Consider the following 13,311-nt stretch of genomic DNA (forward strand, 5'->3'; position numbering starts at 1 on the left):
CGCGTTGAGGTCGATCACGCCAGCCACCCCGCCTGCACCGCCAGGAAGGCCGCCACCACGAGCAGCGCGCCGGTGAGGATCGAGGTCGCGTATGACCGCACGAAACCGGTCTGCAGCCGCCGGAGCCGGCCCGAGCCCCCGCCCACCGCGGCGGCGAGGCCGTTGACCAGCCCGTCGACGCCCCGGTTGTCGAGGAAGACCAGCGCCCGGGTGAGGAAGATGCCCGGCTTCTCGAAGACCGCCTCGTTGACGGCGTCCGTGTAGAGGTTCCGGCGGGCGGCGGTGACCAGCACGCCGGCCGGCTGCGGCTCGGTGGCCGTGCCGTTGCGGAACAGGAACCAGGCCAGCCCGGCGCCGAGCACGGTCACCAGCACCGAGAGCGCGGTGATCAGCCAGTGCGCGAGGACCGGGGCGTGCTCCGCGTGCTCACCGCCGAGGCCAGCGGTCGCCTCCAGCCAGTCCGGCACGGTGGTGGCCATCAGGCCACCGGCAGCCACCGAGCCGATCGCCAGCAGGATCAGCGGGACGGTCATCAGCTTCGGCGACTCGTGCGGGTGCTCGATGTCCTCGGTCCACCGCTTCGGGCCGTGGAAGGTGAGCACGAAGAGCCGGGTCATGTAGAACGCGGTGAGCCCGGCGCCGAGCAGCGCGGCCAGGCCGAAGAGCCAGGCCGTCCAGCCCTCCCGCTCGAAAGCGGCCGCGATGATCGGCTCCTTCGAGAAGTAGCCGGAGAGCGGCGGGATGCCGATGATGGCGAGCCAGCCCATCATGAAGGTCAGCCAGGTGACCTTCATGTACTTCGACAGGTTGCCGAAGCGCCGGATGTCCACCTGGTCGTTCATGCCGTGCATGACCGAGCCGGCGCCGAGGAACATGTTGGCCTTGAAGAAGCCGTGCGCCAGCAGGTGCACGATGGCCAGCGCGTACGCCGCGCCGCCCAGGCCGACGCCCAGGAACATGTAGCCGATCTGGCTCACCGTGGACCAGGCCAGCACCCGCTTGATGTCGTCCTTGGCCGCGCCGATGACGCAGCCCATCAGCAGGGTGACCGCGCCGACGCTGACCACCACGAGCTGGAGGGTGTGGTCGGCCGAGAAGATCGGGTTGGAGCGGGCGATCAGGTAGACGCCCGCGGTGACCATGGTCGCCGCGTGGATGAGCGCGGAAACCGGGGTCGGGCCCTCCATGGCGTCCGGCAGCCACGCCTGGAGCGGGAACTGGCCGGACTTGCCCGTCGCGCCGAGCAGGAGCAGCAGGCCGAGCACCAGCACGGTCGTGCTGCTCAGCGCGCCGACGCCGTTGAAGACCTCGTCGTACTGGGTGGTGCCCAGCATGGCGAACATGACGAAGATGCCGATGGCCAGGCCGGCGTCGCCGACCCGGTTCATCAGGAACGCCTTCTTGCCGGCGGTGGCCGCGCTCGGCCGGCCGTACCAGAAGGAGATCAGCAGGTACGACGCCAGACCGACGCCCTCCCAGCCGAAGTAGAGCATCACGTAGTTGTTGCCGAGCACCAGCAGCAGCATCGCGGCGACGAACAGGTTGAAGTACCCGAAGAACCGCCGCCGGCCCTCGTCGTGCGCCATGTACTCGACCGCGTAGAGGTGAATCAGGAAACCCACCCCGGTGATCAGCAGCACGAAGACCGCGGCCAGCGGGTCGAAGAGCAGACCGAAGTCCACCTTGAGGTCGCCGACCGTGATGAACTGCCAGAGGCTCTGCTCGACCTGCTTGTTCTCCAGCCCACGGAGCTGGAAGAAGTAGGTCAGACCGAGCACGAACGCGGCCCCGATGGCCGCCACGCCCAGCCAGTGACCCCAGCGGTCCGCCCGCTTGCCGAGCAGCAGCAGGATCGCCGCGCTCACCAGCGGGATGGCCACCAGCAGCCAGACACTGCCCAGAAGCCCATCTGCCGTCGCGAAGGCGACGGTTCCGGCCGGTTCGGCCTGGGCGTACGTCAGAATCTCTTCCACCACGAGCCCCTCAGTACTTCAGCAGGTTGGCGTCGTCGACGCTCGCCGAGCGCCGGGTCCGGAAGATCGACATGATGATGGCGAGCCCGACCACGACCTCGGCCGCGGCCACCACCATCACGAAGAACGCCATGATCTGGCCGTTCAGGTCGCCGTTGATGCGGCTGAACGTGACCAGCGTCAGGTTGGCCGCGTTGAGCATCAGCTCGACGCACATGAACAGCACGATCGCGTTGCGCCGGATCAGCACGCCGACGGCGCCGATGGTGAACAGCACCGCCGCGAGGATCAGGTAGTAGTCCGGGGTCATTTGTCGGTCCCCTTCAACGAGGTCTCCTCGGCCGTCAGCTCGCGCACCGGCAGGATCGCCGGGATGCTGCGGTCGGTCAGCCGGCCGTCGGGCAGGCGGGCCGGGGTGGCCACCGAGGACGACGTGGCGAAGACGCCCGGTCCGGGCTTCGGGCCGGGGTAGTTGCCGGGGCGGAACCGGGCCTTCATGGTGGCGACCTGGTCCATCCGGTCCTCCTTGCGCCGCTCCACGTGCGCCAGCACCATCGCGCCCACCGCGGCCGTGATGAGCAGCGCGGAGGTCAGCTCGAAGGCGAAGACGTACTTGGTGAAGAGCAGCCGGGCGATGCCCTGCACGTTGCCCTCGGCGTTCGGCTGGTCCAGGCCGGCCGCCTGCACGCCCTCCAGCGCCCGGTAGAGCCCGGAGCCGACCAGGCCGGCGAAGCCGAGCCCGAGCACCACGGCGGCGACCCGCTGGCCGCGCAGCGTCTCGATGAGCGAGTCGGAGGCGTCCCGGCCGACGAGCATCAGCACGAACAGGAACAGCATCATGATCGCGCCGGTGTAGACGATGATCTGCACCATGCCGATGAACGGTCCGGCCTGGAGGACGTAGAACACGCCCAGGCAGAGCATGGTCAGCACCAGCCAGAGCGCCGAGTGCACCGCGTTGCGCGCCCAGACCATGCCGAGGGCCCCGATCAGGGCCAGCGGGGCGAGGATCCAGAAGGTGACCTCCTCACCCCCGGACACCTGGCCCGCCGCGGCGAGCACCGTCTGACTGGTCATGCCCCTGCTCCCTTGCCCGCCTCGGCCCGCTGCGCGGCCTGCTCGGCGCCGGGGAAGGTCACGCCGGGGTGCTCCTCCACCTGGTACCGGCCCGGGCCCATCGGCGAGTGCTCCGCGCCGGCCGAGGTGCCCGGGTTGGTCAGCCCGCCGACGTAGTAGTCCTTCTCGCTGTCGCCCAGCCGCATCGGGTGCGGCGGCTGCTCCATGCCCGGCAGCAGCGGCGCGAGCAGCTGCTCCTTCGTGAAGATCAGGTCCTGCCGGTTGTCCCGGGCCAGCTCGTACTCGTTGCTCATGGTGAGCGAGCGGGTCGGGCAGGCCTCGATGCAGAGCCCGCAGAAGATGCACCGGGCGTAGTTGATCTGGTAGACGCTGGCGTACCGCTCACCCGGGGAGAAGCGCTGCTCCTCGGAGTTGTCGCCACCCTCCACGTAGATCGCGTCCGCCGGGCAGGCCCACGCGCACAGCTCGCAGCCGATGCACTTCTCCAGCCCGTCCGGGTGCCGGTTGAGGATGTGCCGCCCGTGGTAGCGCGGCGCCGAGACCGGCGGCTTGAACGGGTAGTCGGTGGTGACGACCTTCCTGAACATGTGCGAGAAGGTGACCCCGAAGCCCTTGAACGTTCCGGTGATCGCGCCCACGTCACACCTCCCCTGACTCGGAGCCGGCGACGACGTTGGCCGGCTCCCGCTCGGCGACCACGCGCTTGGTGCGCGGGCTCGGCGGAACCTGAAGATCCATCGGCGGCAGCGGGAAGCTGCCGTGTGGACGGCTGTTCACCTGCTCCTGGAGCGGCGGCTTCGGCGCCTTCTTCCGGCTCGGCCAGAAGAGCGTGGCCAGCAGGAGCACGCCCGCGCCGATGCCGGTGGCGAGCAGCCGGTCCTTGGTCTGCCAGTCCTCGATCGAGCGGAGGCCGCTCAGCACCAGGATCCAGACCAGGTTGATCGGCAGCAGGACCTTCCAGCCGAAGCGCATGAACTGGTCGTAGCGGAGCCGGGGCAGGGTGCCCCGCAGCCAGACGAAGACGAAGACCAGGATGATGACCTTGCCGAAGAACCAGAGCATCGGCCACCAACCCGAGTTGGCGCCCGCCCAGAGGGTGATCGGCCAGGGTGCCCGCCAGCCACCGAGGAAGAGCGTGGTGGTGACCGCGGACATGGTCACCATCGAGACGTACTCGGAGAGCATGAAGAGCGCGAACTTGAGCGAGCTGTACTCGGTCATGAAGCCCGCGACCAGCTCCGACTCCGCCTCGGGCAGGTCGAACGGCGCCCGGTTGGTCTCGCCGACCATGGCGATGAAGAAGATGATGAAGCTGGGCAGCAGCAGGATCGCGTACCAGCCGGGGGCCGGGACCTGCTGGCCGGCGATGGTCAGCTCGGTGGCGTCCCCCTGCGCGGCGACGATCCCGCTGGTCGACATCGTGCCGGCGGTCATGAACACCGCCACGATGCTCAGTCCCATGGCGACCTCGTACGAGATCATCTGGGCGCTGGACCGCAGGCCGCCGAGCAGCGGGTACGTCGAGCCGGAGGCCCAACCGCCGAGCACGATGCCGTAGATGCCCATCGAGGAGCAGGCGAGGATCACCAGCACCGCCACCGACACGTCGGTGACCTGCAGCGGCGTGTGGTGGCCGAAGATGCTGACCATCGGGCCGAACGGCACCACCGACAGCGAGGTGACCGCGCAGATCACCGAGATGGTCGGGGCGAAGAAGAAGACCACCTTGTCGGCCGTCCGCGGGAGGATGTCCTCCTTGAAGGCCATCTTCAGACCGTCGGCGAGGGTCTGCAGCAGGCCGAACGGGCCGACCTGGTTCGGGCCGGGCCGCACCGCCATGCGGCCGACCACCCGGCGCTCGAACCAGACGCCGAGCAGCGTGGCCAGCAGGCCGAAGACGAACGCGAAGACGATCTTGCCGAGGACCAGCCACCACGGGTCCTTGCCGAAGTCGGCCAGCGTCGGGTCCTGCGCCGCGAGGATGACGGTGTTCACTGCACCCACCTTTCGTTCGCGACTGCGGGGCTCACTCGCTCCGCTCGTTCACTCCTCGCGCTCACTGGGCACTCCCGGTGTTGAGGAGCGGACCCGGACGGCCGGCCGCGCCCGCGGCGATCGCCGCGGCGGAGACCTTCACGACCTCGCCGGACGTCGCGCCGAGGCTGCGCCGGACGGTCGAGCCGGGTGAGTTGGTCGGCAGCCAGACGACGCCGTCCAGCATCTCGGTGATCGCGGTCGGCAGGGTGACCGCGCCGCGGTCGGTGCCGACGGTCACCGGGTCACCGTCCGCGACGCCGAGCGCCTCGGCGGTGCCCTTGCCCAGCCGGACCACCGGTGGGCGGGCGGTGCCGGCGAGGTGCTCGTCGCCGTCGGTGAGGCTGCCCAGGTCGAGGAGCTGGTGCCAGGTCGCCAGCACGGCCTCACCGGCGCCGGGCTGGGGCACGGCGGCCGGCTCGACCGACGGGGCGGACGGCCGGTCCACCCGGGTCGGCGGCAGCCCGCCCAGCTCCCGGCGGACGCTCTGCACGTCGCCGGTGCCGAGCCGCACGTCGAGCTGCGCGGCGATCGCGTCGAGCACCCGGCCGTCGGTCATCGCGCCGGTGTCCAGCACCTTCTCGAAGGTGCGCAGCCGGCCCTCCCAGTCGAGGAAGCTGCCGGCCTTCTCGACCACCGGGGCGACCGGGAAGACCACGTCGGCCCGGCGGGCCACCGCGCTCATCCGCAGCTCCAGGCTGACCAGGAACGGCACCGCGTCCAGGGCCTGCTCGGCCAGGCGCGGGTCGGCCAGGTCGGCCGGGTCGACGCCGGCCACCACGAGGGCGCCGACCTGACCGTTGGCCGTGGCGGTGAGGATGCCGTCGGTGTCCCGGCCGGCCTGGCTCGGGATCACCCCGGCCGGGATGTCCCACGCCTCGCCCAGCTCGGCGCGGGCGGCCGGCTCGGTGACCACGCGGCCACCGGGGAGCAGGTTGGGCAGGCACCCCGCGTCGACCGCGCCGCGGTCGCCCGCGCGCCGCGGCACCCAGGCCAGCTTGGCCCCGGTGCGCCGGGCCACGTCCGCCGCGGCGGAGAGGCCGCCGGGCACCGCGCCCAGCCGCTCGCCGACGATCAGGACAGCGCCCGGCTGGCTCAGGGCCTCGGTCACCGTGGCGTGCTCGGCCAGCACGCTGGCCTCCTCGCCCGGCATCACCCGGGCCAGCTTGGCCCCGAGCTTCTCCAGGCCGCGGGTCGCGAACGGCGCGAGCGCGTACACGGTGAGCTTCTTCTTCAGGTACGCCTTGCGCAGCCGCAGGAAGAGGATCGGGCACTCCTCCTCCGGCTCCAGGCCGACCAGCACCACCGCGGGCGCGTTCTCCACGTCCGCGTAGGTCACGTCGGTGACCCCGGCGACGCTGCTGGCCAGGAAGTCGGCCTCCTCGCGGGAGACCGGGCGGGCCCGGAAGTCGATGTCGTTGGTGTGCAGCGCGACGCGGGCGAACTTCCCGTACGCGTAGGCGTCCTCGACGGTGAGCCGGCCGCCGGTCAGCACCGCCGTGCCCTGCCCGCCGTCCCGGGCGGCACGCAGCCCGTCGGCGGCCCGGGTCAGCGCCTCGCTCCAGGACGCCTCGCGCAGCTCACCGGTCTTGTCGTCCCGCACCAGCGGGGTGGTGAGCCGGTCGAACGCGCGGGCGTACTGGAAGCCCCAGCGGCCCTTGTCGCAGTTCCACTCCTCGTTCACGGCCGGGTCGTCGCCGGCCAGCCGGCGCTGCACCTTGCCGCGCCGCCAGTCGGTGCGCTGGGCGCAGCCGGCCGCGCAGTGCTCACAGGCACTGGGGGTGGAGACCAGGTCGAACGGGCGGGCCCGGAACCGGTACTGCGCGCCGGTCAGCGCGCCCACCGGGCAGATCTGCACGGTGTTGCCGGAGAAGTAGGAGTTGAACGGGACGTCGCCCGCGTCACCCTCCTCCCCGTACGCGTCGTCCCGGTAGATGTTGATCTCCTCGGCGGACGACCGGCCCATCAGGTCGATGAACTTGTCGCCGGCGATCTCCTCGGAGAACCGGGTGCAGCGCTGGCAGAGCACGCACCGCTCGCGGTCGAGCAGCACCTGGGTGCTGATCGGCAGCGGCTTCGGGTACTCCCGCTTGTGCTCGTGGAACCGCGAGTCCGTGCGGCCGGTGGACATGGCCTGGTTCTGCAGCGGGCACTCGCCGCCCTTGTCGCACATCGGGCAGTCCAGGGGGTGGTTGAGGAGCAGCAGCTCCATCACCCCCTCCTGGGCCTTCTTGGCGACCGGCGAGGTGAGCTGCGTCCGGACCACCATGCCGTCGGCCACCGTCTGGGTGCAGGAGGCGACTGGCTTGCGCTGGCCCTCCACCTCCACCAGGCACTGCCGGCAGGCGCCGGCCGGGGCCAGCAGCGGGTGGTCGCAGAACCGCGGGATCTCGGTGCCCAACTGCTCGGCGACCCGGATCAGCAGCGCCCCCTTGGGGGCGGTGACCTGGACGCCGTCGATGGTCAGGGTGACGGTCTCGGTCTGCTTGGCTACGTCGGTCATCAGTGGGCTCCCACCAGCTGCTTCTCGGAGAGCTTCGGCGCGGTACGTCCCTCGATGTAGTCGAGGTAGTCCTGCTTGAAGTACTTCAGCGACGAGGTCACCGGACTGGTCGCACCGTCACCCAGACCGCAGAACGAACGGCCGAGGATGTTGTCGCAGGTGTCGAGCAGGGTGTCCAGGTCCTCGTGGGTGCCCTGGCCGGCGAGGATCCGCCGGTAGACCCGGACCATCCAGTAGTTGCCCTCGCGGCACGGGGTGCACTTGCCGCACGACTCGTGGTGGTAGAACTCCAGCCACCGGTAGGTCGCGTACACCGGGCAGTCCTGGTCGGAGAAGATCTGCGTGGCCGTGGTGCCCAGGATCGAGCCGGCCGCCGCCACCCCCTCGAAGTCCAGCGGCACGTCCAGGTGCTCGGCGGTGAGCAGCGGCGTCGACGAGCCGCCCGGGGTCCAGAACTTCAGGGTGTGCCCGGGCTGCATGCCGCCGGCCAGCTCGATGAGCTCGCGCAGCGTGATCCCCATCGAGCACTCGAACTGGCCCGGGTTGGCGATCCGGCCGGAGAGCGAGTAGATCATCGGGCCGGACGACTTCTCCGTACCCATGGTCTTCCACCAGTCGGCGCCGCCCAGCACGATGTACGGCACGCTGGCGATGGTGCCGACGTTGTTCACCACGGTCGGGCTGGCGTACAGGCCGTGGGTCGCCGGGAACGGCGGGCGCAGCCGGGGCTGGCCCCGGAAGCCCTCCAGCGAGTCCAGCAGCGCGGTCTCCTCGCCGCAGATGTACGCCCCGGCGCCGGAGTGCACCACCAGGTCGAGGTCGAAGCCGCTGCCCTGGATGTTCCGGCCGAGGTAGCCCTTGGCGTACGCCTCCTGCACAGCGTTGCGCAGGCGGCGGGCGGCGTGCACGGCCTCGCCCCGGATGTAGATGTACGCCCGGTTGGCGCGGATCGCGTACGAGGCGATGATGACGCCCTCGACCAGCGAGTGCGGGTCGTGGGTCATCAGCGGCAGGTCCTTGCAGGTGCCCGGCTCGCCCTCGTCGGCGTTCACCACCAGGTAGTGCGGCTTGCCGTCGCCCTGCGGGATGAACCCCCACTTGAGACCGGTCGGGAAGCCCGCGCCGCCGCGGCCGCGCAGCCCCGAGTCCTTGATCAGCTGGATCAGGTCGTCCGGGTGCGCCTTGAGCGCCTTGCGCAGGGCGGCGTAGCCGTCCAGCTTCTCGTAGGTGCCGATCCGCCAGGCGTCCGGCGACAGCCAGCGCTTGGTGAGCACCGGCGTCAGCTTGGCCAGCGTCTCCGGCCGAGGAGCGGTCACTTCTGGACCCCCGTTTCGCTCGCGACGGCCGGGCCCGCGCCGTTGGCGCCCGCCCCGGCCTCCGCTTCCTTGAGGTTGCGCTGCTGCGCCCCGGCCTCGTCGCCGGCGGGCTTGCCGTCACCGGCCGGCGGGTTGGCCGCCGCGCCCGCGGACTCCGCCGCCTGCGCGTCGCGGGGCGCCGGCGCGGTGGTGTCCGTCGGGACCTTGGTGCCGGGGGCGTCCGCCACCGCGGTGCCCGCGTCGGGCTGCCGAGTCTCGGCGGTACGCACCTGCGGCGACTTGTCGTCCGGCGCCTTCACGTCCGGCGCGGTGCTGCCGGTGGCGGCCGCGGGTCGGGCCGGCTCGCCCGCGCCGGCGTTCCCGGCCGTCGGGGCGGGCTTGGCGGCCTCGGCCCGGGCCTTCGCCTCGGCGGCGGCCTTGTCGGCCTCGGCCTTGCTGCGGATCGGGGTGTTCGGGTCGAAGCCCGGCACCGAGATGCCGTGCTGCTCGGCCAGGCGCAGGCCGCGCAGGGTCGGCTCGCCCGGACCGCCGTCGCCCACCGCGCCGTCCCGCTCGTCGGCGAAGCCGGCGAGCTGAACGGCCATCTCCTTGAGGGTGCAGAGCCGGGCGCCCCGGGTCGGCATCGGCCGCCCGCCGGCCCGCAGCTCCTCCACCACGCCGAGCGCGCCCTGCGGGTCGACGTTGTCGAAGAAGTCGTAGTTGACCGTCATGACCGGGCCGTAGTCGCACGCCGCCAGGCACTCGGCGTGCTCCAGGGTGATCCTGCCGTCCGCGGTGGTCTCGTCGTGCCCGACGCCCAGGTGCTCGGCGAGGGTGTCGTAGACCTCCTGGCCGCCGAGCACGTTGCACATCGTGTTGGTGCAGACGCTGACCAGGTAGTCACCGGTCGGCTTGCGCTTGTACATGGTGTAGAAGGTGGCGACCGCGCCGACCTGGGCCTTGTTCAGGCCGAGCACCTCGGCGCAGAACTCGACCCCGGCCGGGGAGACGTAACCCTCCTCGGACTGGACCAGGTGCAGCAGCGGCAGCAGCGCCGAGCGGGACCGGTCCGCCGGGTACCGGGCGATGATCTCCCGCGCCCGCTCCCGGGTCTCTTCAGTGAAAACGGTCATCAGAGCCGCCCTTCGTTCGCGACTGCGGTGCTCCGCTGCGCTGCGCTCCTCGCGCTCACCGGTCACACCCCCCCATCACGGGGTCCAGCGAGGCGCCGCCGGCGATCACGTCGGCGATCAGGCCACCCTCGGCCATCGCCGGGAGGGCCTGGAGGTTGACGAAGCTCGGTTCCCGGTAGTGCACCCGGTAGGGCCGGGTGCCACCGTCCGAGACCGCGTGCACGCCCAGCTCGCCGCGGGGCGACTCGATGCCGACGTACACCTGGCCCGGCGGGACCCGGAAGCCCTCGGTGACGAGCTTGAAGTGGTGGATCAGCGACTCCATCGACTGACCCATGATCTTGGCGACGTGCTCCAGCGAGTTGCCCATGCCGTCGACGCCGATGGCGAGCTGCGCCGGCCAGGCGATCTTGCGGTCGGCCACCATCACCGGGCCCGGCTTGAGCCGGTCGAGGGCCTGCTCGACCAGCTTCAACGACTCCCGGATCTCGGCCAGCCGGACCAGGTAGCGGCCCCAGACATCGCCGTCGGTGTGGGTCGGGACGTCGAACTCGTACGTCTCGTAGCCGCAGTACGGCATGGTCTTACGCAGGTCCCAGGCGAGGCCGGCGGAGCGCAGCACCGGACCGGTCACCCCGAGCGCGAGGCAGGCGGTCACGTCGAGGACCGCCACGTTCTTCGTCCGCTCGATCCAGATCGGCTGGCCGGAGAGCAGGTCCTCGTACTCCTTGAGCTTCTTCGGCATCAGCTTGAGGAAGTCGCGGATCTTGACGATCGCCTCGTCCGGCACGTCCTGCGCCACGCCGCCCGGCCGCACGTACGCGTGGTTCATGCGCAGGCCGGTGATGGTCTCGAAGATGTCGAGGATGTACTCCCGCTCGCGGAAGCCGTACAACATCATGTTGATCGCGCCCAGCTCCATGCCGGTGGTGGCCAGCCAGACCAGGTGCGACGAGATCCGGTTGAGCTCCATCATCAGCACCCGGATGGTGGTGGCCCGCTCGGTCACCTCGTCGGTGATGCCGAGCAGCTTCTCCACCGCGAGCGCGTACGCCGTCTCGTTGAACAGTGGGGAGAGGTAGTCCATCCGGGTCACGAAGGTCGAGCCCTGGACCCAGTTCCGGTATTCGAGGTTCTTCTCGATGCCCGTGTGCAGGTAGCCGATGACCGAGCGGGCCTCGCGGACCGTCTCGCCCTCCAGCTCCAGGATCAGCCGCAGCACGCCGTGCGTGGACGGGTGCTGCGGACCCATGTTGACGACGATCCGCTCGTCGTTGATCGGGTCGGTGCCGGAGACGACCTGGTCCCAGTCCCCACCGGTGACGGTGAAGACCTTGCCCTCGGTGGTCTCGCGCTCGGTCGCGTAGTTCGACGTCGTCACTGGTAGGACCTCCTCCGGTCCGGCGGCGGGATCTCCGCACCCTTGTACTCGACGGGCACGCCGCCGAGGGGGTAGTCCTTGCGCTGCGGGTGCCCCTCCCAGTCGTCCGGCATGAGGATCCGGGTCAGGTTGGGGTGGCCGTCGAAGACGATGCCGAACATGTCGTACGTCTCCCGCTCCTGCCAGTCGGCGGTCGGGTAGATGCCGGTGACGCTCGGCAGGTGCGGGTCCTCGGCGGAGACCGCGGCCTCCAGCCGGACGCGCCGCCGGTAGGTCATCGAGGTGAGCTGGTAGATGACGTGCAGCCGGCGCTCGTCGGCGCCCAGGTAGTCCACCCCGGACACCGAGGAACAGAGTTCGAAGCGGAGCGCCAGGTCGTCGCGCATCACCTGGCAGACCTCGGCGATCCGCTCCGGGCGGACGTGCAGGGTCAGCTCGCCCCGGTCGACCACGACCTTCTCGATCGCGTCGCCGAACGCGGGGTACGCCTCCTCCAGCGCGTCGCGGACCTCGTCGAAGTAGCCCCCGTACGGCCGGGTGGCCTCCTCGATCGGCTTGCGCTGACGGACCAGGCCGCCGAAGCCGGAGACGTCGCCGCTGCCCTGGTTGCCGAACATGCCGCGCCCGGCCGGGCTGGCCGGCGGGTACTCCGCCGGGGCGGTGCTGCTGGCGCCGGCCGGGGTCGTCGGGACCGGCACGCCGCCGTCGTTGTTCTTGTCGTTCGGTGCCGTCACCGCGCCTGCCCTCCGTTCGCGACTGCGGGGCTCCGCTTCGCTGCACTCCTCGCGCTCACTTTGGGCCCCCCTGCGACTGGAGGTGGTTCTGCGCCTTCATCCAGTTCTCGATCCGCAGCTGCTCCTCGCGCCCCTCGCGGACCGCCTTCGTCCACTCGGCGCGCCGGGCCTTGTCGTTGCGGTACGACGACGGCATCGAGCCGTAGGGCACGACGGGCACGTCACCGCGCTCCTTGCGGGCCTCCAGCATCTTGCGGCCGTTCGGGCCCAGCGGCTCGTACATGATCTTCTCGCGGAGCTTGAGCACCGCGTCGATGAGCATCTCGGGCCGGGGCGGGCAGCCCGGGAGGTACATGTCGACCGGCACGATGTGGTCGACGCCCTGCACGATGGCGTAGTTGTTGAACATGCCGCCGCTGCTGGCGCAGACGCCCATCGAGATGACCCAGCGGGGCTCGGCCATCTGGTCGTAGATCTGGCGCAGCACCGGGGCCATCTTCTGGCTCACCCGGCCGGCCACGATCATCAGGTCCGCCTGCCGGGGCGAGGCCCGGAAGACCTCCATGCCCCACCGGCCCATGTCGTAGTGCGGACCACCGGCGGCCATCATCTCGATGGCACAGCAGGCCAGGCCGAAGGTGGCGCCCCAGACGGACGACTTCCGCGACCAGTTGACCAGCTTCTCCACGGAGGTGAGCAGGACGCCGGCCGGGAGCTTCTCCTCGATGCCCATCTGACGTACCTCCCTCAGTCCCAGTCCAGGCCGCCGCGCCGCCAGACATAGGCGTAGGCGACGAAGACCGCGACGATGAACAGGACCATCTCCACGAAGCCGAAGATCGGCAGGGCGTCGAAGGAGACCGCCCAGGGGTAGAGGAAGATGATCTCGATGTCGAAGACGATGAAGAGCATCGCCGTCAGGTAGAACTTGATCGGGAACCGGCCGCCGCCGACCGGCTGCGGGCTCGGTTCGATGCCGCACTCGTACGCCTCGAGCTTGGCCTTGTTCAGACGCCGGGGGCCGGCGAATCGGGCGGCGGCCACGGAGAACAGCGCGAACCCCGCGGCGAGGGCGAACAGCCCGATGATCGGTGCGTAAGGAGAGAGCGTCATCGTTATCTCCTGCTCGTCCTTCCCTGACCTCGGTGGTTGGCGAAAATCACACTATTCACGTCCCTCAC

Annotated in this window: 12 protein-coding genes; all 12 read right to left on the bottom strand. The window is 70.6% G+C overall.

The features are described from left to right. Nucleotides 1-14 precede the first annotated feature (14 nt). The 12 genes from nuoL to ACFYPD_RS10015 all read right to left on the bottom strand — a co-directional run bounded on the left by nuoL (nucleotide 15) and on the right by ACFYPD_RS10015 (nucleotide 13,243). Nucleotides 15-1,973, bottom strand: coding sequence for an NADH-quinone oxidoreductase subunit L (gene nuoL / locus ACFYPD_RS09960; RefSeq protein WP_387110903.1), 1,959 nt, complete (start codon nucleotides 1,971-1,973; stop codon nucleotides 15-17). 10 nt (nucleotides 1,974-1,983) lie between these two features. Beyond that, on the bottom strand, nucleotides 1,984-2,283 hold the full coding sequence (gene nuoK / locus ACFYPD_RS09965) for an NADH-quinone oxidoreductase subunit NuoK (RefSeq protein ID WP_073834091.1): 300 nt from the start codon (nucleotides 2,281-2,283) through the stop codon (nucleotides 1,984-1,986). Beyond that, a complete protein-coding gene (locus ACFYPD_RS09970; RefSeq protein ID WP_387110904.1) occupies nucleotides 2,280-3,050 on the bottom strand; it encodes an NADH-quinone oxidoreductase subunit J in 771 nt (256 codons plus the stop codon). Before ACFYPD_RS09970 ends, nuoK begins: the two co-directional genes overlap by 4 nt. Beyond that, the gene (gene nuoI, locus ACFYPD_RS09975; protein ID WP_387110906.1) at nucleotides 3,047-3,688 is read right to left on the bottom strand and encodes an NADH-quinone oxidoreductase subunit NuoI; all 642 of its coding nucleotides are present in this window, start codon (nucleotides 3,686-3,688) and stop codon (nucleotides 3,047-3,049) included. The genes ACFYPD_RS09970 and nuoI overlap by 4 nt, the downstream gene beginning before the upstream one ends. A 1-nt stretch (nucleotide 3,689) precedes the next feature. Then, nucleotides 3,690-5,045 (bottom strand): NADH-quinone oxidoreductase subunit NuoH, encoded by a 1,356-nt coding sequence (gene nuoH, locus ACFYPD_RS09980; protein ID WP_387110909.1) that lies wholly within the window; start codon nucleotides 5,043-5,045, stop codon nucleotides 3,690-3,692. A 61-nt stretch (nucleotides 5,046-5,106) separates the two neighbouring features. Then, nucleotides 5,107-7,587: an NADH-quinone oxidoreductase subunit G gene (locus tag ACFYPD_RS09985; protein WP_387110911.1), complete on the bottom strand. Its 2,481-nt coding sequence runs from the start codon at nucleotides 7,585-7,587 to the stop codon at nucleotides 5,107-5,109. Then, entirely contained in the window at nucleotides 7,587-8,903 is a 1,317-nt protein-coding gene (nuoF, locus tag ACFYPD_RS09990) for an NADH-quinone oxidoreductase subunit NuoF (protein WP_387110914.1), read from the bottom strand. The genes ACFYPD_RS09985 and nuoF overlap by 1 nt, the downstream gene beginning before the upstream one ends. Next, on the bottom strand, nucleotides 8,900-10,015 hold the full coding sequence (gene nuoE / locus ACFYPD_RS09995; RefSeq protein WP_387110917.1) for an NADH-quinone oxidoreductase subunit NuoE: 1,116 nt from the start codon (nucleotides 10,013-10,015) through the stop codon (nucleotides 8,900-8,902). Before nuoE ends, nuoF begins: the two co-directional genes overlap by 4 nt. A 55-nt stretch (nucleotides 10,016-10,070) precedes the next feature. Then, entirely contained in the window at nucleotides 10,071-11,396 is a 1,326-nt protein-coding gene (locus ACFYPD_RS10000; RefSeq protein WP_387110920.1) for an NADH-quinone oxidoreductase subunit D, read from the bottom strand. After that, nucleotides 11,393-12,130, bottom strand: a complete 738-nt coding sequence (locus ACFYPD_RS10005; protein WP_387110923.1) for an NADH-quinone oxidoreductase subunit C — start codon at nucleotides 12,128-12,130, stop codon at nucleotides 11,393-11,395. The genes ACFYPD_RS10000 and ACFYPD_RS10005 overlap by 4 nt, the downstream gene beginning before the upstream one ends. A 55-nt stretch (nucleotides 12,131-12,185) precedes the next feature. Further along, nucleotides 12,186-12,863 carry an NADH-quinone oxidoreductase subunit B family protein gene (locus tag ACFYPD_RS10010; protein WP_357332497.1) on the bottom strand — a complete coding sequence of 226 codons (678 nt, stop codon included), beginning with the start codon at nucleotides 12,861-12,863 and terminating at the stop codon, nucleotides 12,186-12,188. Between the two features lie 14 nt (nucleotides 12,864-12,877). Next, on the bottom strand, nucleotides 12,878-13,243 hold the full coding sequence (locus tag ACFYPD_RS10015; RefSeq protein WP_073834101.1) for an NADH-quinone oxidoreductase subunit A: 366 nt from the start codon (nucleotides 13,241-13,243) through the stop codon (nucleotides 12,878-12,880). Nucleotides 13,244-13,311: the final 68 nt, after the last annotated feature.

Origin of the sequence: Micromonospora sp. NPDC005299, assembly GCF_042872345.1 — a bacterium.
In the GTDB taxonomy this organism is placed as follows: Bacteria; Actinomycetota; Actinomycetes; order Mycobacteriales; family Micromonosporaceae; genus Micromonospora.